Source organism: Algoriphagus machipongonensis, from assembly GCF_000166275.1.
Classification (GTDB): Bacteria; Bacteroidota; Bacteroidia; order Cytophagales; family Cyclobacteriaceae; genus Algoriphagus; species Algoriphagus machipongonensis.
Genome location: NZ_CM001023.1, coordinates 2902615 through 2929174 on the forward strand (window position 1 = coordinate 2902615; position 26560 = coordinate 2929174).

19 protein-coding genes are annotated in these 26560 nt (G+C 38.7%); 10 read left to right on the plus strand and 9 right to left on the minus strand.

All coding sequences use genetic code 11. The annotated features are described in order from the left end of the window. Window positions 1-103: 103 nt before the first annotated feature. Both ALPR1_RS12130 and ALPR1_RS12135 read right to left on the minus strand, forming a co-directional pair. A complete protein-coding gene (locus ALPR1_RS12130; protein WP_008201054.1) occupies window positions 104-3628 on the minus strand; it encodes a sulfatase-like hydrolase/transferase in 3525 nt (1174 codons plus the stop codon). A 325-nt stretch (window positions 3629-3953) separates the two neighbouring features. Then, window positions 3954-5078: an alpha/beta hydrolase-fold protein gene (locus tag ALPR1_RS12135; RefSeq protein WP_008201056.1), complete on the minus strand. Its 1125-nt coding sequence runs from the start codon at window positions 5076-5078 to the stop codon at window positions 3954-3956. Window positions 5079-5668: 590 nt separating this feature from the next. Between ALPR1_RS12135 and ALPR1_RS12140 the strand changes: the two genes are divergently transcribed. From ALPR1_RS12140 to ALPR1_RS12165, 6 genes are all read left to right on the plus strand, one after another. Next, entirely contained in the window at window positions 5669-6127 is a 459-nt protein-coding gene (locus ALPR1_RS12140; protein ID WP_008201059.1) for a (2Fe-2S)-binding protein, read from the plus strand. A gap of 11 nt (window positions 6128-6138) precedes the next feature. After that, window positions 6139-8409: a xanthine dehydrogenase family protein molybdopterin-binding subunit gene (locus ALPR1_RS12145; RefSeq protein ID WP_008201062.1), complete on the plus strand. Its 2271-nt coding sequence runs from the start codon at window positions 6139-6141 to the stop codon at window positions 8407-8409. A 212-nt stretch (window positions 8410-8621) separates the two neighbouring features. Then, the gene (locus ALPR1_RS12150) at window positions 8622-9053 is read left to right on the plus strand and encodes a (4Fe-4S)-binding protein (protein ID WP_008201063.1); all 432 of its coding nucleotides are present in this window, start codon (window positions 8622-8624) and stop codon (window positions 9051-9053) included. Window positions 9054-9068: 15 nt separating this feature from the next. Continuing rightward, complete coding sequence (gene kefF / locus ALPR1_RS12155; protein WP_008201065.1) at window positions 9069-9644, plus strand: glutathione-regulated potassium-efflux system oxidoreductase KefF; 576 nt, start codon at window positions 9069-9071, stop codon at window positions 9642-9644. Further along, entirely contained in the window at window positions 9641-11545 is a 1905-nt protein-coding gene (locus ALPR1_RS12160; protein ID WP_008201067.1) for a monovalent cation:proton antiporter-2 (CPA2) family protein, read from the plus strand. Before kefF ends, ALPR1_RS12160 begins: the two co-directional genes overlap by 4 nt. Before the next feature lie 252 nt (window positions 11546-11797). Beyond that, window positions 11798-12430, plus strand: a complete 633-nt coding sequence (locus ALPR1_RS12165; protein WP_008201069.1) for an NAD(P)H-dependent oxidoreductase — start codon at window positions 11798-11800, stop codon at window positions 12428-12430. 143 nt (window positions 12431-12573) lie between these two features. On the opposite strand, the gene ALPR1_RS12170 is transcribed toward ALPR1_RS12165, so the two are convergent. Then, window positions 12574-13287 (minus strand): 6-phosphogluconolactonase, encoded by a 714-nt coding sequence (locus ALPR1_RS12170; protein ID WP_008201070.1) that lies wholly within the window; start codon window positions 13285-13287, stop codon window positions 12574-12576. 268 nt (window positions 13288-13555) lie between these two features. Between ALPR1_RS12170 and ALPR1_RS12175 the strand changes: the two genes are divergently transcribed. After that, a complete protein-coding gene (locus tag ALPR1_RS12175) occupies window positions 13556-14596 on the plus strand; it encodes an alpha/beta hydrolase (protein WP_008201071.1) in 1041 nt (346 codons plus the stop codon). 41 nt (window positions 14597-14637) lie between these two features. Further along, window positions 14638-16275, plus strand: a complete 1638-nt coding sequence (locus ALPR1_RS12180; protein WP_153231811.1) for an amidohydrolase family protein — start codon at window positions 14638-14640, stop codon at window positions 16273-16275. 25 nt (window positions 16276-16300) lie between these two features. Here ALPR1_RS12180 and ALPR1_RS12185 read toward each other — a convergent pair whose 3' ends face one another. Both ALPR1_RS12185 and ALPR1_RS12190 read right to left on the minus strand, forming a co-directional pair. Continuing rightward, complete coding sequence (locus ALPR1_RS12185) at window positions 16301-16597, minus strand: hypothetical protein (RefSeq protein ID WP_008201075.1); 297 nt, start codon at window positions 16595-16597, stop codon at window positions 16301-16303. 147 nt (window positions 16598-16744) lie between these two features. After that, on the minus strand, window positions 16745-17713 hold the full coding sequence (locus ALPR1_RS12190; RefSeq protein ID WP_008201076.1) for a tryptophan 2,3-dioxygenase family protein: 969 nt from the start codon (window positions 17711-17713) through the stop codon (window positions 16745-16747). Between the two features lie 124 nt (window positions 17714-17837). Here ALPR1_RS12190 and ALPR1_RS12195 point away from each other — a divergent pair, with 124 nt between their 5' ends. After that, complete coding sequence (locus tag ALPR1_RS12195) at window positions 17838-19034, plus strand: acyl-CoA dehydrogenase family protein (RefSeq protein WP_008201077.1); 1197 nt, start codon at window positions 17838-17840, stop codon at window positions 19032-19034. 120 nt (window positions 19035-19154) lie between these two features. Here the strand turns inward: ALPR1_RS12195 and ALPR1_RS12200 are convergent, their stop codons facing one another. From ALPR1_RS12200 to ALPR1_RS12210, 3 genes are read right to left on the minus strand one after another with little or no spacing between them, the layout of a single operon-like run. Beyond that, window positions 19155-20924 (minus strand): T9SS type A sorting domain-containing protein, encoded by a 1770-nt coding sequence (locus ALPR1_RS12200; RefSeq protein ID WP_008201078.1) that lies wholly within the window; start codon window positions 20922-20924, stop codon window positions 19155-19157. Then, a complete protein-coding gene (locus tag ALPR1_RS12205) occupies window positions 20924-22885 on the minus strand; it encodes a metallophosphoesterase family protein (RefSeq protein ID WP_008201079.1) in 1962 nt (653 codons plus the stop codon). The genes ALPR1_RS12200 and ALPR1_RS12205 overlap by 1 nt, the downstream gene beginning before the upstream one ends. 57 nt (window positions 22886-22942) lie before the next feature. After that, complete coding sequence (locus ALPR1_RS12210; RefSeq protein WP_008201080.1) at window positions 22943-24034, minus strand: DUF1573 domain-containing protein; 1092 nt, start codon at window positions 24032-24034, stop codon at window positions 22943-22945. 69 nt (window positions 24035-24103) lie between these two features. On the opposite strand from ALPR1_RS12210, the gene trpS reads away from it, so the two are divergent. Next, window positions 24104-25081, plus strand: a complete 978-nt coding sequence (gene trpS, locus ALPR1_RS12215) for a tryptophan--tRNA ligase (RefSeq protein ID WP_008201081.1) — start codon at window positions 24104-24106, stop codon at window positions 25079-25081. A 166-nt stretch (window positions 25082-25247) separates the two neighbouring features. On the opposite strand, the gene fabF is transcribed toward trpS, so the two are convergent. Further along, entirely contained in the window at window positions 25248-26501 is a 1254-nt protein-coding gene (fabF, locus tag ALPR1_RS12220) for a beta-ketoacyl-ACP synthase II (protein ID WP_008201082.1), read from the minus strand. Between the last annotated feature and the right edge of the window lie 59 nt (window positions 26502-26560).

Below are 26560 nucleotides of genomic sequence, written 5' to 3' on the forward strand. Positions count from 1 at the left end.
TTTAGGGAAACACCCCACTTTTGCTCTATATTCTATAGGGTGAGTAACAAGATTTTCTCTTCTTTTCTTTTTGAAGAATATTGAAATTGGCATACTTCAAAAATTAAAAGGAATTGACTTTCAATAAGATGGTATGCTTACCCGGCTCGAGTCTGATTGATCCAAATGCAGTGGCAACTTTTTCACCATTATGAATCACATCCCTACCCTCCAATTCAAATAAAGAAAATTCAGCCACCATATTTGCCGGTATTTCTACTTCATAGGTTTGCAATCTTGCATTGTTGAAAACATAATCTGCCTTAATGGATCCCAAAACAGTGGGAACTTCAATAGAGCTTGATTTCAGCGTACTCATTTGTGGCATGATTTGAGCAACTCCAAAACCAGGAATTTTAGGCTTTATACCCCATAAACCACGAGGGATAATATTGGCAGGAACAGCTCCCCATGGATGGTTCCAATCCAGATTATTTTTGTATTTATTATCCCAGGCTTCAAGTGTAATTGTGGAACCCAGTCGTATCATATTATACCAACTCCGGTCACTTTTATTCACCAAAAGTGATAATGCATAATCTTGCTCTCCCGCTCGGTAGAGTCCATCCATTAAGTACTGCGAACCATAAACACTGCATGCCATTCCTCTGGATTTGATGAATTCCAAAACGGACTCTTTAAACTCCTCAGGTACCATCCCAAAAGCTAAAGGCATCATGTTAGCATGTAAGGAAGCATGATCTGTACCGATTCCATCCACATATACCCCTTTCTCAGAATCAAACATTTGCTCATTGAGCGATTTTTTCACTTTGGCAGCCCGGTATTCAAATTCCAGCGCTTCCTGCGGTTTCCCCATGATTTGGGCAAATTCCGCCATGATTCTCATATTCTCGTAATAGAAAGCATTTATCACAGTATTGTATGGCTTAAAGACAAAACCGTCTTGCTCTCCCATAGTTACTTGTCCATTGAACTCGGGTGGAGGCCAATCCACAATGTCCGCCAATGGCTTACTATAACCTTCTTTAAACCCAAGTTTCAACATATATTCATGATCTACTTTGGTAGAAGTGATTAGACCATCCTCATTTGCCAACTCATAGAGTGTTTTATATTTCAGAGGCTCATAGTATTTCTTAATAAGCTCCGTATTTCCGGTGTACATGTAGTCTGCATAAAACATCATTGCCACATGTTGCTGCCACTCGGTGGGCCAGGTAGGATGCTTCATAAAGTACTCAATCGTCCTTCTGGCCATGGCGTACTCTGCATCCACTCCATAATGACTGAGTTGGTTTATATAAGCATCTGATTCATAAGGAATCCTTTCTCTATCTCCATCCACATAGAGTCCATTAAAAGAGGTTGCCTTGATGGTATATTTACATAATTCCCAGACTTGGTTGAGAATATCATCTGAACTTATAAAATCGCTTACCTCTTCGTCAAAATAAGTGTGATAAGCCAACTGGGTAAAGTCATCTGTTTTTAACTCACCCTTTGCTCCTTCAACTTCAGCATATCTAAACGGCATCAATACTGGAGTTCCCTCCGGCAAGGGAAGAGCCATACCTGGAAGTGTATTTCTGCTATCCTTTTTTAAGGGCAATTGATAACTTATTTTCCCTGGCTCAACGGGCACAGCTATTTCTTGATATCGGATATGGCTTTTTGCAGGAGGATTCTTATTGACCCTCTTTCCATCTGCCATTTCGCCAATTCTAAAAATCAACGTATCAGCCTGATCAGTTTCGTAATTAATTTCCAATGTGGCAAAAGCTGCTTTACCAAAATCCATAAAAAACACCTCATTATTTTTTTCTAAAACCTTGGGATGGATTTTAGACACATCTTGAATATTGGCCGTAGAAAGCATGACATCATCATTTTCAGCAATTGTAAATTGTTGAGGTACTGAATAATCAACCAAGCGATTTTCTTCATCCCAAATCCTAACTTTCCAATAATATGTCTTGCCACTTTCCAGAGGATTCCCTTTGTATTCTACATTAGAAGAGCTCCCTGATCTTATTTGGCCACTATTCCAAACATCCCCGGTATTTGTCTCGATTAGCTTTTCACTGGAACTGACTAATATTTGATATGCGGATTGGCTTTTAGAATAGTCTGATACTTTCCATCCAAATTCCGGTTGAGTGTCTAAAACTTCAACAGCATTTTGTGGCTTTCGGATGAGTTCAACAGTAAGGTTAGATGGGGCTTCTCTGAATTTATTGCCAAACTTACTTATCAGTTCGTCAGTTTTAGAGCGAAGTTTTATCGCTATGTCCTTATATTCTGGATCATCTATCAGGTTATTTATCTCCTTAGGGTCATCTACTAAATGATAGAGCTCTTCTACTTTCTTGTCATTGACATATCGGAAATATTTCCATTCCTCAGTTCGAACTCCTTCACTGGGTGGGATATTTTCAAACTCCCATATATGCTCAATCAGAATTGTATCTCTACCGATTTTCTGGCTTTTCCCTTCCACTATAGGCATCAGGCTTTTCCCTTGCCAACTTTCGGGAGTTTCCACCCCCGCTAAATCAGCAATTGTGGCAGGCACATCAATATTGAGTACCATATCTTTAATATCTTGATGATTGCCTGAACGTGGGTCATAAATAATCAAAGGAACTCGAATGGAGTTATCATACATCAACCATTTTCCAGCCAATTGGCGCTCGCCAAGGAAATACCCGTTATCTCCCATCACAATGATTACTGTATTTTTATCCAGTCCTTTTTCCTTAAGCTTTTCACGGATTTTGGCAATTTCCAGATCAATACCTGAAATCATACGGTAATATCCTTTCAAACTATGCTGATACTTCTCCTCTGTATCGTATCTCCATGTCCATCTTAATCGATTAAACCCATCTCTAACAAATTGGGGTTGAGCTTGAAAAAATTCATCTTCTCCCAAATCAGGGCCTGGAATTGTCGTATTCTGAAGTAAGGGGTCGGTTGTGGTTTGCCAAAAGTATTGATCGGGTGCACCATCATGAGCATGAGGAGCACTGAAGCTTAAGGATAGGCTAAATGGTTTATCTTCAGGAGCCTTATCTATAAAGTCAAGCGCCTTTTGTCCAGTATATCTAGTCAAGTGAACAGTATCTCCTGCTATAGTTTTGAAGTAATAGCCTCTTTTATCGGGATATTGATTATTTCTATCATAAGACTCATATTCGTCAAACTGATTATTTAGATTATCATATCTCACCCCATATTTCCCAAAAAAAGCAGTATAGTAGCCGCTATTTTTTAAGATAGTTGGATAGGATTCTTCCATGTATTCAGCTCGGATATTTCCCGTTTGAAAATTGAAATTATGGGCTCGCTCATATAAACCTGTAAATAAACTCGCCCTACTGGCAGCACAAATGGGAGTAGTCACTATTGCTGTTTCGAAATAGGTTCCAGATTCCGCTAGCCTATCCATCTCTGGTGTTTGAACAAATTGATTTCCAGCATAACCCAAAGCATCAAATCGCTGATCATCCGTTAGAATAAAAATAATATTAGGCCTGTTGAGGGGTGATTTTGTTTCCTGAGAAAATACCTTTGTGGCATTAAAGGGAATATAAAAAAGGCAGATTATTGCTATGAATTTGTTCATTAAATTGGGTAATTAATAATTGACTCAGTAAAATCAACCCCCATCAAAAAAGGATGACTTGATGATTCTCTAAGATAGATTTTTGGAATTAAAGTAGTATCCTGTACCCTAGTGTATATTCAAGTAAGACCAAGATTAAGCTATGCTTGGTAATAAAAACTAAAAAAAATCAAACCTGATGATTGTGTCATTGTACATTGCTAGATCATCAAAAAAAGCCACATATCGCTAGAATTATGGGATATGTGGCTTTTTCAAAAAATTCTTTTTTGCTCTACTTTTCATATCAATGTAAAGCAGAAATGAATTCTATAATGCTTTTGCACTATTTCGTTTGAAACAACATAGGCGCGAGCTCATATAAACTTCTTCTCCAAGTTTGAAACTCGTGTGCCGTGCCCTCTGATACAAAAGATACTGCCTGATAACCTGCATCCTGTAGAGCAGACACCGCGTTTTTCACTCTATCAGGATTTTCCTTACTACCAGCACTGATAAAGATCAAATCCGGTTTTAAAGAATCATTCAATTCTTCAGGGGTATAGATTCCACCACTGAGTAAAGCATAACGGGAAAATACTTCTGGCTTATTCAAAGTAATCCTATGAGTCTCCATACCTCCCATAGAAAGTCCCCCCATAGCGCGATGATCCCGGTCGGAAAGAGTTCTAAAATTAGCATCAACATAAGGTATTAACTCATCCACTAACACAGTCTGAAAGGGCTCAATTTTGAAATCCCTCAAACCTCCGAATTTGATCTCGTTGGTCATACCGTAGGTCATCACGATCAGGAAAGGCTCTACCTTTCCTTCAGCGATTAAATTATCCATAATCAAATTGGCATGCCCTTGATTACTCCAGGCAGTTTCATCTTCTCCCCAGCCATGCTGAAGATAAAGAACTGGGTAGCGCTTTTCTGATTCCTGAGAATATCCAGGAGGAGTATATACAAATGCTCTTCTGGAGGTATTGGTGCTAGGTGAAGGAAAAAGAATTTGCTGCACATTGCCATGAGGAACATCTTTCAGTGCATAAAATTCCTGATCGTGGGCGGGTATTTCTATTCCACTTTCCCAACGGGTAGACCCGTAATAATTCTTTGCTCCTGGGTCATTAAAAACTCCACCATCAATAGTCAGATGATAATAATGGAATCCTTCATCCATCGGTCCGGCTGTGGTGCCAGTCCATACTCCATCGGCATCCTTGGTAAGATCTGTTCCTCCTTGTCCTCCAAGCCCCAGACTTACATTGACACTTTGAGCCTTTGGAGCTTCGACTCTAAACCTTGCATATCCTTGAGAATTAACTTGTGGGTATTCTTTACCCGGTTGGTTTTTAGAGGAAGGTTTAAAATCTTCCTTAATTTCTGTAGTGCTTGATTGTGAATAACAAAAGGAAATGCTGCAAATCCAGAGTACAGCCAGAATAAGAGAATGTTTTTTCATAGGTTAAATAGGTTATGGGTTATTAAATAAATTGTTCTACTGTGAAAATTGAAAGTAATGAATCTTCAGTGGGTACCTCCAAAACTTTCCATTGACACCTGTCAAACAGGCAGTTAATATAAAAAGTGGATTTTGAAACATGAGAATGGAGTTGAAAAAAATTGAATTTAAGTTTACTTGAAGTTTCTTAACTATATTATAAGTGTATGAAATATTCATCAAATTGCCTAAAGGAAGTTCTACTTTAAGTCAGATGCTCCTTTAATTAAAAACTGTTTATAACCAGTTGATTATATTTTTTCAATACTTTCCTTTCCAAACCCTACGTATAAGGTGTGACTCAAAATAAGCTTGAAAAGTACATGAGGTAAAAGAAATTCGATCACGATATTCTATATCAGAATTGTTTTTCAAAATAGGTCAAAAACTATATTACTTAGATAGAGTTTGCTAGTAGAGAGTCCAAGTCTTTGAGGAGAAAATTTTTATATTTTCTAAACAGAAATCAAAGTTTGATTTATTAAGTTATTTTGATTTTCATAGGCAATGAACTTTGATAATTAGCTAACTTAGAAACAAATACAAATCCAATGGCAGAATATAATCTAAAAATTAACGGCAAAACCCTGAGCGTAGACGTGGACCCAAGCACTCCTATGCTATGGGTATTAAGAGATCATCTTGATATGGTTGGGACTAAGTTTGGTTGTGGTATTGCTCAATGTGGAGCCTGCACCATACACATGGATGGTGCTGCTGTTAGATCTTGTCAACTTCCTATATCTGCTGCTAAAGATTCTGAAATTACTACGATTGAAGGAATTTCTGAAAATGGGGATCACCCCGTTCAAAAAGCTTGGTTAGAACACGATGTGCCTCAATGTGGCTATTGCCAAGCAGGCCAAATCATGTCTGCGGTAGCTTTGCTAAAAGAGAACCCACGCCCAAGTGATGAGGATATTGACAATGCCATGAATGGGAATATCTGCCGTTGTGGAACTTATACTAGAATCAAAGCAGCTATCAAAACAGCCTCTAAAATAGCCTAACCCCAGAGATCATGACATCGATAAATAAAAAAATAAATAGAAGATCATTTCTGAAAGTGTCTACACTTGCAGGAGGTGGAATGATGCTAAGCTTTAGCTGGTTGGCAGGATGTAAACCTACTCCTGAACAAGTGTTAACCATGCCAGATGAATGGTTTGAGTTAAATAGCTATATCAAGATTGGAGAAAATGGTGCTGTCACCTTATTCAACCCCAACCCAGAGTTCGGATCCAATGTTAAAACTTCTCTTCCTATGCTATTAGCGGAAGAATTGGATATAGACTGGAAAAATGTTTTCGTAGAACAAGCAGATTTTTATCCAGAAAGATTTGATCGTCAATTTACAGGAGGAAGTCAGGGAATTCGTTCGGGTTGGATGCCACTTAGAACTGCTGGTGCCACAGCAAGACAATTAATAGTAAATGCAGCTGCCCAAACTTGGAATGTCCCTTCAACAGAAATCACGACAAATAACGGAAATGTAGAACATAAAGGCTCTAGTAAAAAGGCGGGATATGGTGAAATGGCTTCTTTAGCTGGAACCTTAGAAGCTCCAGACCCTGAAACCATTAAACTAAAAGAAATATCTGATTTTAAGATTATAGGAAAATCCAAAAAGAATGTTGACGGTAATAAAATCGTTACCGGAAAAGCCATGTTTGCAATAGACCATAAAGTAGATGGAATGAAGTACGCAGCCATCGTACATCCTCCAGCTTTTGGAATGCAGCTTAAATCATTTGATAAAAGTTCGGTCACTTCTATGCCTGGAATTCAAGATGCATTTGAGGTGAAAATATTCAAGGATGATTATGGCCGCAACTTCTTTGATACCACGACTTTCCCAATAATTATTGCCATAGTCGGTAATTCTACCTGGGAAGTTTTACAAGCAAAGAAAAGCTTGAAAGCCGAATGGGAAAAAGCACCAGAAAGTACTTACCCGATGGCAGGAAGAGGTGGACAAAATATGGACATCAAAGTACCTGGAGGATTGGAAAATTCCAGTACGCACAAAGCTAAAATGGCAGAATACATTTCCAAGCCAGGCAATGTATTAAGGAAAGATGGAGATCCTGAGGGAGCATTTAAAAAGGCAGCAAAAGTACTGGAAAGGACTTATACAGCTCCATTTTTGGCACATAATACCATGGAACCCATGAATTGCTTTGCTGATGTCAAAGGAGATAAAGCTGTTATTTATGGACCAACTCAAGCCCCTGATTTAATAGCTAATACCTTGTCTGCCAGCCTTGGCATACCAAAAGAAAATATCCAGATAAATCTTGCCCGAATGGGCGGAGGCTTTGGTAGAAGAGCCTACAGCCACCATATGACGGAGGCTGCTTTGATTTCCCAAAAAATCCAAGCACCAGTAAAAATGGTCTACACCCGTGAAGATGATATGAGTGCAGGCGTTTATAGACCTACCTACTCTGCCACTTATAGAGCTGCTTTGGATGAAGAAAATAACCTTCTGGCACTACACGTAAAAGCTGGAGGGATTCCAGAATCACCTATTCATGCCAATAGATTCCCCGCAGGAGCTTTGGACAATTACCTGGCCGAGGGATGGCAAATAGAATCCAATATTACCATCGGTGCATTTAGAGCTCCCCGATCTAACTTTATTGCTGGCGCTGAGCAAAGCTTTTTGGATGAATTAGCAGAAGAAATGGGCAAAGATCCCATTGAATTCCGATTGGAATTGCTAAAAAGAGCTGAAACCAATCCCGTAGGTGAAAATAATGACTATGACCCTAAGCGATATGCAGGAGTACTAGAATTAGTTAGAGAGAAATCCAACTGGTCAAATGTACCTTCAGGAATTTCCAGAGGAGTTTCTGCTTATTTCTGCCATAATTCTTATGTCGCTGAAGTGGTAGACATCACCATTAAAGACCGACAACTAGTAGTTGAAAATGTTTATGCCGCTGTGGATTGCGGTATCGTAGTAAACCCTGATGCAGCAGCTAATATGGGTGAAGGTGCGATTGTAGATGGAATAGGAAATGCTTTCTATGGAGAAATGGCATTTGAAAATGGTGTTCCGGCCAAGAAAAACTTTGATACGTATCGAATGATTCGACATAAAGAAGCTCCGAAAAAAATCGAAGTGCATTTCGTAGACAGCAAAGAAGATCCAACTGGGCTAGGCGAACCTCTCTTCCCTCCTGTTTTTGCGGCGTTGGGTAACTCCCTATATAAGGCCACTGGGAAACGCCTTTATGAACAACCCTTTCAACCTCAACTTCTAGAAATGGAGAATTTGAAAATGTGATTTAACCAAAACTAATAACCAAACCAGCTACTAAAATGGCTGGTTTTTTCATTTAAAATAAGAGTGAAATCCTCACACAAGAAATTACTAGCACAGAAGTTTGTGACACTAAAACCTTTGCTAATAATCTTCTAAACTTCAAATTCAACAGAACTCCATTTTCCAATTCTTGGTTATCTTACCTCATAATGAAATTTCAAATCCTTCTATAAATGGCTGATCCTATCAAAAAAGAATATTCCAATGGTGACATTACTGTTACCTGGGAACCCCATAAATGTATCCATTCCAAAAAATGTGTCAGCGGTCTTCCTGAGGTTTTTGATTTCAATAGAAGACCTTGGATTAAGGCCGAAGGGACTAGCTCAGAAAATATTGCCACACAAATTGACAAATGTCCAAGTGGAGCTTTAGGATACTATTATCAAGGAAATGAAAAGGAGGAACCTACAGAAGCCGGCAATTCGAAAAATGTGGAGGTTAGTCCAAATGGACCATTACTAATATTTGGTAAGCTAAAGATCAAAACACCAGAGGGAGAATTAGAAAAAGATTCAAAAGTCACCGCTTTCTGTCGGTGTGGAGGCAGTAAAAACAAGCCATTTTGTGATGGAACCCATCAAAAAATAGATTTTCAAGGATAAATTATTCCAATAGCAATGCGAAACATCCTTATCCTTTTTGCTCACCCTAAATTTGAACATTCAGAGGCTAACCAGGCGATGATTGATTCGATCAGCAATCTGGAAAATATTGAGATCAGGGACTTGTACGAACTATACCCAGATTTTAATATTTCTATTCAAGAAGAGCAAGAAGCCCTTTTTCAGGCAGATGTAGTTATATGGCATCATCCTATTTATTGGTATTCCTGTCCTCCATTATTAAAACAATGGATTGATTTGGTTTTGGAATTTGGTTGGGCATACGGTCCCGGTGGAGTTTATTTAAAAGGAAAATATTTATTGAATGCGGTAACTTCTGGAGGTTCAGATTTTGCCTATTCCAGAGAGGGCAGAAACGAACACCCACTTATTGATTTTTTACTGCCTTTTGAGCAGACCGGAAAACTTTGCCTTATGGAATACCTGGCTCCATTTCATTTATCCGGCACCTTTAAAATTACCGACCCTGAATTACAAGAAAAGGCAAAAAACTATAGAGAATTTATCCTGGAACTTCGTGATTCAGAGACAATCCAAAGGCCACTAAGACCAAGCCCCTCCACGATATGAATGGATTTTTAGCAAACGCCGTCATTTATATTATTGCCGCGATCATTTGCGTCCCTTTGGCAAAAAGATTGGGAATGGGATCGGTTTTGGGCTATTTATTGGCTGGAATTCTTATTGGCCCCTATTTGCTTGGATTTATTACCAATGAAGGTCAGGGCCAAGATATTATGCATGCTACGGAATTTGGAGTAGTGATGATGCTGTTTCTGATCGGGCTGGAATTAGAGCCTAAAAACCTTTGGAAAATCAGAGATTTAATCATTCGCATTGGACTTTCTCAGGTCTTAGTTTCCGCAGCATTGGTTTTTGTAATTGGATTATTGATTCCCATTCAATGGCAAATTTCATTAGCTATCGCACTTTCCATGGCGCTTTCATCTACTGCGATTGTGCTTCAATCTCTAAAAGAACGAAACGAAATGAATTCCCCTTTAGGAAAAATGTCCTTTGGAGTTTTGCTGATGCAGGATATCGCTGTGATTCCAATTTTGGCAATCTTACCCTTATTGGTCGTAACAGTTCCTGAAATATCTGGTGAGCATACAGATGGAATGCATGGGCTTATTGATAGTCTCCCTGGTTGGGCTCAAACTTTATCAATTTTTGGAGCTATAGGAATCGTGGTTCTTTTGGGAAGGTATGGTTTTGGCCCCCTCTTGAACTTTGTAGCCAAAACCAGGTTAAGGGAATTATTCACAGCATCAGCATTATTGATCGTTGTTGGTATTTCTTACCTAATGGAAATAGTTGGGTTGAGCCCCGCTCTTGGTGCTTTTTTAGCAGGTGTAATCCTAGCAAATTCTCCTTATAGACATGCTCTTGAATCCGATTTGGAACCATTCAAAGGACTCTTACTTGGACTCTTCTTTATGGCTGTGGGGTCTACCATTAACTTCTCCCTAATTTTCAATGAGGCCAGTACCGTATTCGCAATCACATTCGGCATCATCCTTTTAAAAACTCTGGTTTTATTGGTTTTAGGAAAAGTCAAAAAACTACAATTTTCCTCAAATTTAAAGTTTGCAATAGGACTTTCTCAGGTAGGAGAATTCTCCTTTGTTACCTATGCTTTTGCGCAGCAGCTAGGGATTTTCGATCAGTCTCTTACTGATACATTAATGGCTGTAACAGCCCTTAGCATGACCATTAGCCCGATTTTGATGTTAGTTTTTGATAAGTTCATCATCCCCTTGATGTCCAAGAATTCAGAAAACAAAGAAGGAAAAATGGATAGCTTCCAGGAAAAGAACAAAGTGATTTTAATAGGCTTTGGACACTTCGGATCAACACTTGGAAGATTTCTTAGAGCAAGCGGTGTGGAAGCGACAATTTTGGATTCAGATCCTGAAAGAATAGAATATTTAAGAAAAATGGGTTTCAAAGTCTATTTTGGAGATGGTACCAGAGCAGAATTATTGCAATCAGCTGGGGCTGAGGATGCCGATATTTTGATATCAGCCTTAGACAATACAGAGTACAGTATTAAGCTAGTGGAGCTTTGCAAGCAGGAATTCCCTCATCTGGAAGTAATGATCCGTGCAAAAAACAGGTACGACGCATTTGAGTTGATGGATAAAGGCGTTACCAATATTTATAGGGAACATTTGGATACCTCCATCAAAATGGGAGAAGATGTTCTGAAAAAACTAGGTTTTAGAGCTCATACTGTTCACCGTATGGCAAAGCAATTTCATGATTATGATGAGGAGGCTCTAAAAGTACTGGTTAAATTCAAAAACAATCAAAAAGAATACATTTCAAGGAGTAGGCAACAGATCGAAATGCAGGAAAGTCTTCTCTCCGGAGAACTGATGAAGAAATTTTCTGTAAATGACCATGCTTGGGACAGTGATGGGATCAAAGAAGCAGAAAACACAAGTCAGGATAATTCCAAACAATAAGCCCTTTTGGCATTTTATATAGGATAAAAATGTCTTCATTAGAAACTTGGGATCAAAGAAAATCTTCAAAGCCTTCCATTAAGAACCTCTTAATTTTTAAAAGTTAAGCCCCAGAATTTGATTTAAGTCATGATTTTTTAATGTACATACAATAAATACACCGACATTGAACTTTTTGTTTTGGTTTAGCATTTGACCTATGTAAATCCCAAAAATGATTCTAAAGACTAAACCAAAAATATATAAATTATCATGGCTTTATTAAAAGACTTAGAGTGGAGATATGCCACTAAAAAATACGATCCTAGCAAAAAAGTATCTCAAGAGGATGTAGACAAAATTGTGGAGGCTGCAAGATTGGCCCCAACTTCATCAGGAATGCAACAGTTTAGAGTTTTCGTCATCTCCAATCAGGAATTGAAAGACCAAATGGTAGAAATTGCCTTAGGTCAACAAATAGTAGCTGATGCCTCACATGTATTGGTGTTCGCTTCCTGGGATGAGTACACGGAAGAAAGAATTGACTCTATTTTTAAATTGACAACTCAAGAAAGAGGATTGCCTGCGGATAAATTTGTGGATTATACCAACAGGTTAAAAGCAGTTTACTTGAAACAAACACCTGAAGAAAATTTTACTCATACAGCTAAACAAGCATACATAGGATTTGGCTTGTCAATAGCTCAAGCGGCAGAACTAAAAATTGATGCCACTCCAATGGAAGGCTTTAATAGTGAGAAGCTTGATGAACTACTTGACTTACGTTCAAAAGGTCTTAAGTCAGTCTTAATGCTTCCAATAGGATATAGAGATGAGGAAAATGACTGGCTTTTACCCATGAAGAAAGTAAGAAACCCTAAAGAGGAGTTTGCTATAGAACTATAAATAATAGGGCTGTCTCAGAATGCAGATTGTCACCTTGAGCACCTGCCTGCGGAAAGTAAGAAGTCGAAATGTCTTTTGATTGGATATCAAGCTTTCCACTCCACTCATGCTACCAAATGGTAGGCTTTTGAGACAGCCTTTTTTTATTCAATCGAAGATTCATCTACCAGCACCCGAACATTCGGGTGTAGCCATAACATGGAAGCCGGTAACAGTGGGTCAATTTCTTTTTTAAGCAAAGAATTAAAAGCCTCCTTCTTTCCTTTCCCTGTGATAAAAAGAATAATCATTTTTGAGGCTAAGATATTCCCAATTCCCATTGTCATTCCTTTTGACAAAGGAATCCCCACAGATTGAATCATCCCGCTAGCCAACGTCTTTTCTGAAAGTGAAGCGACATGGCAACTGACATTTAACTTATCTGCAGGTTCATTTAATGCGATATGCCCATTTTGTCCTATTCCGAGAATACAAATATCAATGGGCCCTTTTTCGATTAATTCAGCCTCTACTCTATCACATTCCATTTTTGGGTTTTTAGCAAGTGAGTTGAAGGAAATACACCGATCAGCGGGAAGGTTAATTTTCTGAAGGAGTTTATTCTGGATATCATATTCGGAAGTGAACTCAGAGCCTTCTGGCAATCCCACCCATTCGTCTAGTTTTATAACATTCAGTCTATCAAAGAATTCTGGGTTACTCAGATGCTTTTGTGCCATCAACTCATAAAGACCAGATGGAGATCCCCCACTGGCAGCACAGAACAATAAATCGGGTTTTTTGGCTATTTCTAAATGAACTAAGTCCGCTGCTTTTTTACTCATGGTAGAAAAATCTGGACTGTATTGAATTTTCATTTTTAGGGTTTATTATTTTGTAGTTAAAAGGAAAACTTACTGATAATATTGTGATTATTAATTTTTCAAAATATACAAAAGGCGTCCATTAAATTAAACTTTTCTAATCCTGAAATTTTATTATTTCAAGACTACATCTTTTACCCTTTGGTTTTCAGATAATTATTCAGGAAATTAAAGCATAAAATTCCCTTTGAATTGACTCATACATCTTTCAGCTGATCTGGGTCTTTAATTTTTCAATTGCTAGTTTTTAAACCTACAATCAATGGTCACGCATTACATTATTACGAATCGAGAAGTAACTTCCAGAAAAAGCAGTAGCTACATTTCTGTCAATGAGAAAGAGTTTATGAGAATGGATGGAGATGAGGAAGCAAGGCATAATTTACGTTATGGAACCGTCAGCTTTGACCCTAAAAAAGCGAAGAAACTCAAAGACTTTAAAATACAAATCATCCCAGAGGTAGAGGAATCTACCTTGATTAAATACACCGATGGGGCAACAGTAAGTAAAGCCAAGTTTCCTTCAGGACAGATTTTTGACGAATTATACAAAGCTGGTGCAAAGGCAAAATCAAGAGAAGATATTTTGGTTTTTGTTCATGGTTTTAAATCTGATTTAGAAACCGCTATGCAAACCCTAGCCGAGCTCCACAAAAAATATGTAGAGCCCGAAGACTCCCCCATTTGCCACATTGTCTTATTTACCTGGCCAGCAAAAAAACACATGCTGAAATATAGATCTGATGCCTATGATGCAGCGCAATCTGGATTTGCTTTGGCAAGGTCCATGGCAAGCTTAAGGGAGTACTTCAGAGAAAAACTAGTCAAAGACAAAAAGCCCCTTTGCGAGCAAAAAATCCATCTATTGTGCCATAGTATGGGGAATAGAGTGTTGGAAAACATGATCGCAGGTCTTGCAGACATTGGAATGGAGCTTCACTGTCTCTTTGGAGAAATCATATTAGTGGGTTCGGATATTGACTACGATGCACTGGAGAGACCCAAGCCAATGTATAGATTAATTGACCTTGGAGAACGGATTCATGTTTATTTTCATAATAAAGATCAGGCTTTAGGAGTTTCTGAGGTTACAAAAAACGCCTTTAATAGACTCGGAAGATGGGGTGCAAAAAACACCCTAAGTCTACCAGATGATATTTATCAATGCGATGTTACAGATATTGAGGATGACAAAGGCTTACTTCATGATGTCATCCATCATTGGTATTACACCAATTCAGACTCTGTAGTTAGTGATATTACAGCCGTATTCTGGGGAAGAAACTCAACCTTCAACTTTTAACTGTGGCTATGAGATTTTCAGATTTACATTGCCACAACCATATGCGCGCGCATTTTTGGATGCAGGAGCAGCGCAAACGATTTGAGAGAAAAGGCGAATTCAGTCCTTGGACTGTGATTGCATCCAATAGAAAAGGTTATCTCAAAGGAAAAATGGGGGCCTCTTACAGTCAAACAGATCTCGTAAAAGCTTGGAATGGCAATCTTCGACTGACATTCAATTCCCTCTATCCACTTGAAAAACCCTTTGTGAAAGGATTTAAGCCGAAAGTTGGAGACGATAAATGGACTCGGTTTTTGATTGCTTTTGCTACTTCTCATAAACTTCCATTCAGGGATTTTATCCAAACCATGTATATGAGGATTCCTGATGATGCCGTGGATTACTTCCAATCGACTGCCTATGATTACTGGGATTCTTTAAATCGAGAGATGAGATTTGTCACCAAAGACTCAGGAAAAAGGATCAAAAGGAATGAGGTTTTTACTCCTGGATTGGCTAGGAGGATTTTTGAATCCGAAAAGAAGCGTAGAAACAACTTTCCCAGGGAGATGCTTGCTACAAATGCCTGCTACCATATCCCAAAAACTCCCAAAGATCTAAGAGCCTCCGTTGAGGATGATTCTGAAATCACAATGGTACTCACAATAGAGGGTTCACATGCCTTGGGCACAGACAGAGCCAGCATCGCTGAAGTTTCAAGAAGAGTTCAATATATCAAAAACGAATGGCCAATTCCCGTCTTCTTTATCACCTTTGCACATCATTTTGACAATAAACTGTGTGGTCATGCCCACTCAATCCCTGATCAGGGTAAGGCTTTATTAGATCAGTCAGCTAACCTGAATGCCGGTTTTAATGACAATGGAAGAAGGATCTTGCGAGAATTTCTTGGTTTGAATAAAAAACTGGAAAGAGATTCCAAATACGGTTATAGAATTTTGATCGATGTAAAACACATGAGTGCCAAATCCAGAAAGGAATATTATGAGGAGTTTGTGATTCCCTGTATGGAAAAGGAGGATGTGATCCCTGTGATAGGCTCTCACTGCGGCTATTCCGGCAGAAAAACCCTAGAAGAGCATATTTCCTTACAGGACAGTGAAAGGGATGAGTACACTGAGCTTTGCGGAGATGAAAGCCACCTTAGTGAAACAGAAAGAAAACAGTTAATCAAAAATCAGCCCTTAGGGAAATTCAATGCATGGAATATCAATCTCTGTGATGAAGATATTAGGATGATTGTAAAAACTAAGGGGCTATTTGGGCTCTCGTTTGACCAAAGGATCTTAGGAATCACTGATAAGGATAAAGACAGTAAAAGAAATGGCATTCAATTGCTTTGGGAGAATATTGAAGGAATTGTAAAAAGTGCCTATTCTAATGAAGATTTTACTGAAGAGGAAAAACTACAAGTTTGGCAATGCATTACCATTGGTACAGACTTGGAAGGACTCATAGACCCGGTAAGCCCCTATCCTACAGTTTTGGAATTTGAGGTATTTGCTGGAAACCTGATTTTTGAAATTGAAGAATCTCGTAAAAACCTAGAATTAAGCTATTTATCACACCTCACTTCAATAGATGATGTAAGAAAATGCGTAGAAGATTTTTGCTTTAACAATGCTGCTGCTTTTGTAAAAAAGCACTATCCATCCAAAGAAAGTATGGAGCAATAGGCAGCATCAATCTTTCAATTGACTTTTATCTTTCTTGAGTTAATGTAAAGACATTTTCTTTTTCGAGTCCCCTAACCTCGTGCTCCACAGTGACAGGAATTTCATAAATATCGAATTCCCCGAACTCTAGCACCTTACCTTGGATTTCGAATTCTATTCTTCCTTTTAACATGGTCAGCATGGTAGGTACATTGGTATGATGCTTCTTAAGTACCTGCTCTTTTACTAAGGCAATTGCAAATAAATTGAGTTTATCTGTTTTGTAGACTTGAAGAACTCCTGGTCTTTCTTCAGATAAAGTGATGTTTTTGAGAATATTCATGGGTCTATTTTTTTATAAAACACAGTACTTGGCACTGTCTATTTCCAATTTAAGAAAAAGCTAAACCCCTTCCCTTTAAAACCATCTATTTCAAGCCTTTCTCAACTTTTAAGTCCCAATTTTCATCAATAATGAAGAATAGTTTACTTAATCCGTGTTGTCTTCGCCAAATATCTCCTTGACAACCCATCCTTTACCCCACTCTTCTTTTTCCTTTTCAGTCCAAAGTTCTGGGTAAAAAATCACTTTTTGAAAACGTGGAGGAAGGTATTTTTGCCAGTTGGTTCCACCCGTTGCAGCAATGTCCACCGGATCTTTTTGAAGATATCTCACAGCAGATTTATAGTGTGCCAAAGGCCAAAAAACATTTGCTTTTAAGTCAAACTTCTTCATTGCCTCTGTCAATTCATCCGATTTATCAGAACAATCTATGTATTTATGCCACAGATTTTTACGTCTATATAATTCAATTATTTCTTTAAGCCTCTTACCATACTTTGCTTCGAAGTTTTTGAGTGTCAAAGTTTTCTCTCCTGTGGCAAGTTCTATAGCTCCTTGCTGCCAATATAGATGCTCAAATAAATCATCTGCTGGAGAATGATAATCATGTTCATCCCGATTTTTCAGTGCAACTAGATTAAAAGCATCTGCTGCCATCAGCTCAATTTCTCTATACTGGGCAGACTGAAAACCGCTGGAAGGAAGAAGCGACATCCTGAATTTTAGAAATTGCTCCCTTTCCATTCCTTTCCACATCATGGCAAAAGAAGAAATCAAATGATCAAAATACATATTGATTCTTTCTAGCCTAGTTAGGAAAAAACTCTCCGAAATAGGTTCTTGAATGGAGATTTGCTCCATTTCAGAAATTATTAATTTGAAATAGAGCTCGGTGATCTGGTGGTAGATGATAAAAATCTTCTCATCATGAAAAGAAGTCTTCGGTTGCTGCAAGGAAAGCAGCACATCCAAATTAATGTATTCCCAGTAGGTTAAATAGTCCGCATAGAGTAATCCTTCTAGATAGGAAAGCATATCTTGTCCAGAAGCTTTGAATTTGCTTTGGAGTTGTTCTATTTTTTCAAGGATTTGTGGATCAAATTGATCTTGATTCATGGGTATTTTTGTTAAAAAAAGATAGACTTTTAGAAAGCAATCTATTTACTTCGGAACAGTTGGAATTTAATGATGATGTAAAAATCACTGATTCGTACTAATAAACCAAAATACTCAAGCGTCAATGGCTATTCAAAAAACCCAAAAACAAGACTTATTTGAGGGAGTGGACTTCCTACAAATTGATGATTTATTGACAGAAGAGCACCTTTTGATCCGTAATTCCATGCGGGATTTCGTCAAAAAAGAAATTTCTCCTTACATCGAGAATTGGTCTCAAAAAGCTCATTTTCCCACTGAAATTGTCAAGAAATTTGGGGAAGTCGGTGCTTTCGGCCCTCAGCTACCCGAAGAATATGGCTGCGGTGGCTTGGATTACATTTCCTATGGATTGATCATGCAGGAAATTGAAAGAGGAGATTCTGGGATGAGATCTACCGCCTCTGTTCAAGGTTCCTTGGTCATGTACCCTATTTATAAATTCGGCTCAGAAGAACAGCGGAAAAAGTATTTACCTAAACTGGCATCGGGAGATATGCTAGGTTGTTTTGGTTTAACGGAACCGGATCATGGATCCAATCCCAGTGGCATGGTAACCAATTTCAAAGACATGGGAGACTATTATCTTTTAAATGGAGCCAAAATGTGGATTTCAAATTCCCCTGAGGCTGATATCGCTGTAGTATGGGCAAAAAATGAGGAAGGAAGAATCCATGGATTAATCGTGGAACGAGGAATGGAAGGCTTCACCACGCCTACTACTCACAATAAATGGTCACTAAGAGCCTCATGCACAGGTGAACTGGTGTTTGATAACGTTAAGGTACCCAAAGAGAACTTATTGCCTAATAAATCCGGATTGGGTGCTCCATTGATGTGTTTGGATTCTGCGAGATTTGGCATTGCCTGGGGAGCGATTGGCGCTGCGATGGACTGTTATGAGTCTGCAAGAAAGTATGCTGCGGAAAGAATTCAATTTGATAAGCCTATTGCTAGTTTCCAGCTGGTTCAAAAGAAGTTATCAGAAATGCTTACTGAGATCACCAAAGCCCAGCTTTTGGCCTGGAAAGTAGGCAAGATGATGAATGAGGGCAAAGCCAAGACGGTTCATATTTCCATGGCAAAGCGGAACAATGTGGAAATGGCCCTAAACATTGCCCGAGAAGCCAGACAGATTCATGGAGGAATGGGAATTACGGGAGAATACCCGATTATGCGCCATATGATGAACTTAGAATCCGTGATTACTTATGAAGGAACACATGATATTCACTTGCTGATTTTGGGTCAGGAGATAACTGGGATTCCAGCTTTTAAGTAGTCTTTAAAAGAAATAGGGCTTTGGAGAAAAGTTACCAAAGCCCTATTTCTTTTTTAATTCATTATTTTTTCAAAACCAGAATAATTTACTTTTTCCTCCCTACGAAAACCTCAAATAGAATTACTTTATCTTAACAATCCTTCCCAAAAACACTTCTTGATCTTTGCCTTTTATAAGGACTAAATACGTTCCTGCAGCTATTCCAGAGGCATCTAACCCTATTCTTGTTGGACTTTCACTGTTTAATCGAATGACAGCGCTAACATCTTTACCATTGCTATCATAAATTTTCCAGGAGCCATTTTCAAACTCTTCATCTCCTACCACTTCCAAAATGACTTCAGAAGAAACTGGATTGGGATAAATCTTTAATTCTTTACTTATGGTTTTTGAACCTAAAATTCCTGAAATAGTCATTTCCACTGGACCAAAAAGTTGGGAGCAACCACCTTCATTTGTTACTTCTACCTTGTATTCACCCATTTTATGGACCTCAATGCTTTGGGTTGTTTGTTCCATCTCCTCCCCATTATAGAACCACTGATACTGATCACCCTCAGGTGCGGTTAACTCATTACCTTCTACCCCTATTTCACCCTCTGGCAATTCATTCGAAGCCACCTCGAGTTTTGCAGTCTCAAATAAACAACCTCCCTCATAGCGAATCACCGCATGGTAAACTCCACCTTCTTCGATTTCTAGAGTCTTTCCTGTTTGACCAGCTATCTCATTTCCATTTCTTCTCCATCGAACAACTTCAAAACCCGCCTCACTTGTTAATTCTATCTCACTCTTTTCACCTATACATATAGACTCTGGACCTTCAATAGTAACTGGTTGAGATACTGTGCTTTTTACGGAAACTATCGCGGTTTTTTCAGTCACATTTCCGGAAAAATCCTCCGCTCTCAATTCTACGGTTATTTCTTTTCCTAAGGATTCACACTCTAAAACAGGCTTATCTATTGTTAGATTTTTTACACCACAATTATCTGATATAGAGGAAATAAACATATCTGGTTTCAATTCAATTCTACCGATAACGACATCCATTTCTACTTCAATATTTTTGGTCTCCAGAATTGGTGGAAGGTTATCCTCTACTTTTACAACTATCGTCTCCTCCCACTCATTTCCTTGGCTGTCCCTGATCAAAACCACTATTGTATTCTCACCTATATCTTCACAATTGAACAGGTTTTTATCGAATGAAATTGTTAAGCCAGAATCCTCTGGTAAGGTCTCCTGAAAAATATCATTTACTGCTATTTCAGCTAGCCCATCCTCGTTAAGAGCCAACTCCAGTTTTTCTTTAACAGGTGGATAAGGCTTACCATCAGGACCTGGATCTTCAGAGAAAACAATTTCTTTGGGTTGGGAGAATACCGGGCAGCCATTAACAGGTAACAGTTCTGCCACATATTTTCCTGAAGAGGTTACAGTCAATATTTTACTATCCGATGATGAAATGAGATCATCTCCTTTATACCATCCAAGCACTGTGTAAGGGAATTCTGAACCAAGTTCAAGTTTCACCTCTTCCCCTATAACACCCGTTGAGGGGCCATCAAGCGATACTTTCTTACTTTCAGTGGCATCCACGGTAAGCAAGGAGGTTGCCTCGGTTACATTCCCGGATTTATCTTCGACACGGATATGAACTTCTATTGGAACAATAGAATTGATATCACCACATCCAATTAAGTCGGGAACCATTTTTATATCTAAATCCTCCCCACAGTTATCACTTAAGCTTGAAATGAAATATTCTGGCTTTAACTCAAAAGTCTTATTCGACACTATATCAATAATGGTCCCAAAACTCTTAACCTCCAACTTGGGTGGTAGGTCATCAATAACAGTCACTCTCACTACCCCATCCCACTTCACTATTCCATCTTTTTAATTTTGACTTGTACTTCATTTAAACCCAAGTCTTCACAAGTGTATATCAGAGGCCTCGAAAATTCATAATCGTAATCCTCAGAGTATCCGGATTTAAAGTAATCAGCGATTTGAGTAGAAAAAGCACCATCTTCTCCTAAAGAAATACTCAATTCCTCTTTCAATTGAGGTTCTTCCTCAATCACACGTAAAGGGATTTTTAGCTGGACTTTATCATTGTATTCTCTTCTTTCAACTTTCTGCAGGTTGTAATTCTGATCCAGCACTGGAAAAATATAAACCGGAGTAAAATCAATTACTGCTAGTTCCTGTTCGCCTTCAGTAACTCTCTGAAGATTGACTTCTAAATGGCCATAATGCTTCCCCCCGTCAGAAAGGATAGGATTCGCGCCAGAAGTATTCCATTGTTCTTTTTCACTTTGATCTGCTGACCATAGGCTATAAGGGTTATATTTCAACAATTGCAAAGGATTTCTTAACCAGTTTCTTTTCTCTCCACGCATTCCATCGCCAGCTACCCCAACATCATAATACATCACTCCTTTTCCATCATTGTCTTTATCTACAAAACTCCTTTCAAATAACTCATCATGACCTGCAAATACCGCTATGACTCCATATTCCTCGAATAAAGGGTGTAAAACCTGCATGGGAACCCCTCCCTGACCAGTGGCAAGTTCATGGTTAATGGGTACTCCATGTTCACCTGAACTAAAGGGAATGTGATGAAATTGGGCAAAGATCAATTGACCAGACTCTTTTGCTGAAATCAAATTCTTTTCCAGCCAAGCGTATTGATCTGATCCAGGACCAAAGCTGCTTAAATCAGTTCCTCCTTGAGCATTATATTCCGATTGAGTGTAATTTTCCTGTGTGTCTGTTCCAAGTGTTGTAAACTCTTGATTTTTAATTTTTTGTTCTTCTGAAAAGTTGGATCGACTTTGGTCAGGAGTACCATTACTTGAGTCAATGGTTAAGATGGTAATCGGTCCATAGTCCACACGATAGTAACTTTGCCTATGCTTTTGTAAATCATCGACTTTGGGAGTTTCGAAATAGGCATAATACCGCTCTCGGCCAACAATTGGTAAGAATTTACCTTTTTCATTGAACCCATAGCCACCGTTCAATGCACCGAAATTCTCCCAATTCCCCAATGCTGGAATGATTGGATATCTTGTCAGGCCTTGACCAAATTCCCCGGCATTTTGTCTAAAAAACTCATCCCAACCCGGTTGATAACCACTACCTTGCACCAGATCCCCTGGCATCACAATAAAATCCGGCTCCCGTTGATTGATAACCTTTAAATTCTCTTGATAGCCCTGCTTCTCCGTGAGCATATAGTTTAATATTCCAATGCCCTGCTCAGTGGTAACTCCAAATTTATCTTTCCATAAACTAGCTGAGGTAGATGGCCGAAAACTCAAATCAGCTGGAAACCATGCTCTTCTTGTTACTCTTCCTTTCGGTTCCGTCTCGCTATCTGCGAGAGCAATGAACCTTATTTTTTCCCAATCACTTTGACTTGGTTTTGATCTGAAATTTGAAGAAAATGTACTTCCTCCTAAGCTTACGGTGTACTTATAAGTTTTACCACTTTGTAATTCGGGTAGGATAGCTTCATGCTTATAAGCTGCCTGACCATATAGCCAAGAACCTTGGGCAATCCCTGAAATGCTCTCATTCTGTTCGTTTGACGTGTAGTAAATCTCAGGTACCTCATTTGCCTGGATTTCTTGACTCCAAACCTTAGTTCCTTGATCATCAAAAAGTTCGAAATTCGAATTGATCTGAGAATGAGAAAAATAGCTTATTTGAACCCTTCCTTCACCATATAACTGAAGATAAGGTAGGACGCGAAATTCATCTGTAGAAGTAGCGATACCAGAAACTAAAGATAATGCTACACAAATAAGAGATAGGCAATAAAAAAACTTCTTCATCAATGATAAAACGGTAGAAAGCCTGAGTTGACCCTCTAACCCAAATTTATCAAATTTCTATTCAACCCTACTCTTTAATAGGAACAATTGAACGGGATTCACCGGGTCATTTGAAAATAAGTAAATATTTCTCTGGTCTATTCCTTTTCTACCTTTGGGGTCAAAGGTGATTTTTAAATCCACTGACTCCCCTGGCAAAAGCTCCACTTTAGGAATTTCTATGGTTAAACAATCACAGTTGCCTTGAATCTTTCTGATTTCTAATTTCTCCTGACCTTTATTGGTAATAGTCACGGATTCAGTCTGCACTGAATTAGCAGAAATTTTTTTCAGGTCAATTTCTTGGGTGCCCAAAGATAATTGGGGAACTAGGTGAAGTTCATCCTTTGAGATGGGAGGAAAATATTCAAAAACATCTGCCAATACCGGCATTGGAATAACCGATATAGAATCCCAAGAAACAGCTAAATAGTCCTCAAAAAACCCGAGATCTCCCTTTAGTTTCCCATCATATGACACCTGAAGTAACCCTCTTTCCTGAGACCTTACAATTTCTTGAACCTGAGATATTTGAATGAACTCAGGAGTATTATACTTTAAGCTATCTTTGTATAGTGTCTCCTCGCCAAAATTGTAAAATTCAAGCATTTTCACTTTGGGTTCATTGGTAAGAACCTCTCCCATATTTAGCTTGTTCAGGCGGAACCCTACATACTCTTTTCTAACCGGGAAAGCTTTCTCTGGATCTTGAGGATAGGGTATCGCGATTCCTTCAACAAACAAGGTATCCTGAGTATTTTGAAGGTTACCTTTGACGATCACCATTCTGTTAAAATACCCTGATGCAGAAGTAGGATCAAAGGATACTTTTAATATCCCCTTTTCGCCTACCTCAAGAGTATCTTTAGTGAATTCTGCTGTGGTACAACCACAATCAGTCCACACATCCTCGACAAAAAAAAGTGAATCCTGCGTATGAGTAAATTCAAATTCAGCCAATTGCTTTCCTTGCTCTTCAAATACCGTCCCCAGATCCACTTTATTCACTGCCCAAATCAATTTTGGCACTACAGTATCCTGAGCCTGAACGGCTTGGAATGAAAGCAACAAAATGGAAAGGGGCAACAGGAAAATTCGTATTCTACTCATACCGCAATTAACGCATATTTTCAACCGTATTATATGCTGTTTTACTTAATTTGCAGCAAAATTAAACAAATGGCAAGAGTACTGACAGGCATACAAAGTAGCGGTAGACCTCATTTAGGAAATATCCTAGGGGCAATTGTACCCGCTATTGAGTTGATCAACCAAAACGACAAAGAAGAATCCTTTATTTTTATTGCTGACTTGCATTCCTTAACCAGTTCCAAAGACGGTGAAACAAGGAAGCAAAACACGCTGGCAGTTGCTGCTGCTTGGCTTGCATTCGGGTTAGATATTGATAAAACGGTTTTCTATAGACAATCCAGAAGACCAGAGGTTGCTGAGTTAACTTGGTATTTGAGTTGCTTCACGCCTTTCCCAATGCTGGCAAATGCACATAGCTTTAAGGACAAATCGGAAAGATTATCTGATGTGAATGCAGGACTGTTCACTTATCCTGTATTGATGGCAGCGGATATCCTTCTCTATTCTGCGGATTTAGTGCCTGTTGGAAAAGATCAAATGCAACATTTGGAAATGACTCGGGATATTGCTTCAGCTTTCAACAGAATAACGGAGGAGGAAATATTAACTATGCCAGAGGCTAGAATATCCGAATCGGTAAAAACTATCCCAGGTACGGATGGGCAAAAGATGAGTAAGTCTTATAATAACTTCATCGATATTTTCCTTCCTGAAAAGGCATTAAAAAAGAATGTCAATAGCATTGTGACTGATAGCACTCCTTTGGAAGAACCGAAGGATCCAGACGTTTGCAATGTTTATAAGCTATATAGCTTGATTGCCACAGAAGAGCAAACTCAACAGTTAAGAGCAAAATACCTCGGTGGAAATTATGGCTATGGTCATGCCAAAAAAGAGTTTATGCAATTGATTCTTGATAAGTATAGTAAGGAAAGAGAGCTCTTTAATTACTATATGGAACACCCTGAAGAGATAGAAAGAAAACTAGCTGCTGGTGAGGAAAAAGCGAAATCGGTGGGTGAACCAATTCTAGAAAAAATAAGAACCAAACTTGGGTTCAGATAAAACAAAAATAAAGCTGTCCAAAAATGTTTATTGTCACATTGAGCACTTGAGAGACGAAAGTCTTGAAATGTAATTTGATTTACAATATCAATCATTCGGCTCCGCTCAGGCAGACAAATGACAAACTTTAAGGACAGCTTATTTTATTGATTTATAGTGGTTTGACTTAGATAAACTCTTTGAAAACGACGCTTGCATTATGTCCGCCAAATCCAAAGGTATTACTCAATGCCACTTTTACTTTTTTCTCCAAGGATTCCTTATATACGATCTCTATATCTGAAGGAATATTAGGATCCAATTCTTCCGTATTGATCGTTGGAGGGATAACTCCTTCATTGATGGCCTTGATACTAAATATTGCCTCTATGGCACCTGCAGCTCCTAATAAGTGCCCTGTCATTGATTTTGTAGCAGAGATGTGCAATTTATTGTCTGCTCCATTGATAAGCTTTGAGATGGCTTTTGTTTCACTCACATCTCCTAATGGTGTAGAAGTAGCATGCGCATTAAGGTAATCCACATCCTGAATAGTTAAACCGGCTTCTTTAAGGGCCAATTCCATACATTTTGAAGCTCCCAATCCTTCAGGATGCGTTGCGGTCATATGATAGGCATCGGATGTCATTGCAGCTCCCACTACTTCCGCATAAATTTTAGCTCCTCTTTTCTTTGCATGTTCATATTCTTCTAAGATCAAAGCAGCTGCTCCTTCTCCCATCACAAAACCATCTCTTTGTATGTCAAATGGCCTGGAAGCTGATTGTGGGTCCTCATTTCTATTGGATAGGGCTTTCAATGCTCCAAAACCACCAATAGAGGCCTCGGTAATAGGTGCATCGGACCCACCGGTTAATATTACTTTTGCTTTGCCCCATCGGATATAATTAAATGCTTCCATCAAGGCACTATTGGAGGTTGCACAGGCAGAAACTGGTGAGAAGTTCACTCCCATCATTCCAAATTTGATAGAGATCATTCCTGATGCCATATTTCCCAAAAACTTAGGAATAAAAAATGGGTTGAATCTTGGAGTTGAATCGTTCTCCAAGTAACCTTTAACCTCATTTTCAAAAGTTAGCATTCCTCCTTGACTTGATCCCCAGATTACTCCAGCATCAAAAGGAGAGTCCAATTCAGAAACCTGTAAACCAGCGTCTTCCATGGCTTCTGAAGCGGTGTATAAGGCGTATTGAGTGTATAAATCAGAGCGTTTGATGTCATTTCGATCGAGCCTTGAACTTGGTTCAAACCCTTTTAACTCAGCAGCAAAGTGAGTTTTAAATTTACTGGCATCAAAGTAGGAAATAGCTGCTGCAGCACTTTTTCCATTTTTCGCATTTTCCCAATTACTATTAACATCGTTTCCTAAACCAGATAAAGCACCTAGTCCTGTTATTACTACTCTTCTTGAATTCATACCCTAATTTAATGAGTCTTTTATTATTTCTGAGGCAAAAAAAACCCGGCGTCAAAACC

Coding starts and splice junctions, on each gene's coding strand:
- ALPR1_RS12195 (WP_008201077.1), top strand. CDS start 17,838: ATGGCTATTCAAAAAACCCAAAAACAAGACTTATTTGAGGGAGTGGAC.
- ALPR1_RS12205 (WP_008201079.1), bottom strand. CDS start 22,885: ATGAAGAAGTTTTTTTATTGCCTATCTCTTATTTGTGTAGCATTATCT.
- ALPR1_RS12160 (WP_008201067.1), top strand. CDS start 9,641: ATGAATGGATTTTTAGCAAACGCCGTCATTTATATTATTGCCGCGATC.
- kefF (WP_008201065.1), top strand. CDS start 9,069: ATGCGAAACATCCTTATCCTTTTTGCTCACCCTAAATTTGAACATTCA.
- ALPR1_RS12165 (WP_008201069.1), top strand. CDS start 11,798: ATGGCTTTATTAAAAGACTTAGAGTGGAGATATGCCACTAAAAAATAC.
- ALPR1_RS12180 (WP_153231811.1), top strand. CDS start 14,638: ATGCGCGCGCATTTTTGGATGCAGGAGCAGCGCAAACGATTTGAGAGA.
- ALPR1_RS12170 (WP_008201070.1), bottom strand. CDS start 13,287: ATGAAAATTCAATACAGTCCAGATTTTTCTACCATGAGTAAAAAAGCA.
- ALPR1_RS12150 (WP_008201063.1), top strand. CDS start 8,622: ATGGCTGATCCTATCAAAAAAGAATATTCCAATGGTGACATTACTGTT.
- ALPR1_RS12130 (WP_008201054.1), bottom strand. CDS start 3,628: ATGAACAAATTCATAGCAATAATCTGCCTTTTTTATATTCCCTTTAAT.
- fabF (WP_008201082.1), bottom strand. CDS start 26,501: ATGAATTCAAGAAGAGTAGTAATAACAGGACTAGGTGCTTTATCTGGT.
- ALPR1_RS12175 (WP_008201071.1), top strand. CDS start 13,556: ATGGTCACGCATTACATTATTACGAATCGAGAAGTAACTTCCAGAAAA.
- ALPR1_RS12135 (WP_008201056.1), bottom strand. CDS start 5,078: ATGAAAAAACATTCTCTTATTCTGGCTGTACTCTGGATTTGCAGCATT.
- ALPR1_RS12185 (WP_008201075.1), bottom strand. CDS start 16,597: ATGAATATTCTCAAAAACATCACTTTATCTGAAGAAAGACCAGGAGTT.
- ALPR1_RS12145 (WP_008201062.1), top strand. CDS start 6,139: ATGACATCGATAAATAAAAAAATAAATAGAAGATCATTTCTGAAAGTG.
- ALPR1_RS12190 (WP_008201076.1), bottom strand. CDS start 17,713: ATGAATCAAGATCAATTTGATCCACAAATCCTTGAAAAAATAGAACAA.
- ALPR1_RS12140 (WP_008201059.1), top strand. CDS start 5,669: ATGGCAGAATATAATCTAAAAATTAACGGCAAAACCCTGAGCGTAGAC.
- ALPR1_RS12210 (WP_008201080.1), bottom strand. CDS start 24,034: ATGAGTAGAATACGAATTTTCCTGTTGCCCCTTTCCATTTTGTTGCTT.
- trpS (WP_008201081.1), top strand. CDS start 24,104: ATGGCAAGAGTACTGACAGGCATACAAAGTAGCGGTAGACCTCATTTA.